Here is a 297-nt window from a genome sequence, read left to right as displayed (position 1 = left end):
TTTTTTTAATTTTTTTTTGTTTTGTTTTTTTTGTTTTTTTTTTTTTTTTTTTTTTTTTTTTAAATTTTTTTGTGTTTTTTTTTTTTTTTTTTTTTTTGTTTATTTTTAATTTTTTAATTTTTTTTTTTTTGGTTTTTTGGCTGAGTTTTTTATGGGGGTTTTGGGGTTTTTTTTGGGCGGGGGGTTTTTTTTTTTTTTGCCGGGTGGGGGGGGGCTTGTTCGGCTCCGGGGTTTTTTTTTTTTTTGTTTGTATTTTTGTGGGTTTTTTTTTGTTTTGGGGGGTTTTTTTTTTGTTTT

At 24.6% G+C, this 297-nt stretch carries 1 protein-coding gene; it reads right to left on the bottom strand.

Annotated elements, in window-relative coordinates:
* Positions 1–297, bottom strand: a 297-nt coding sequence (locus ACR6JA_RS22610) for a hypothetical protein (protein WP_494599692.1), incomplete at both ends; no start/stop codon positions are given.

This window comes from Cedecea sp. B1(4) (assembly GCF_059414925.1).
The sequence above is the reverse complement of the archived record's forward strand: the minus strand, read 5'-3'. Positions and strand labels throughout refer to the sequence as shown.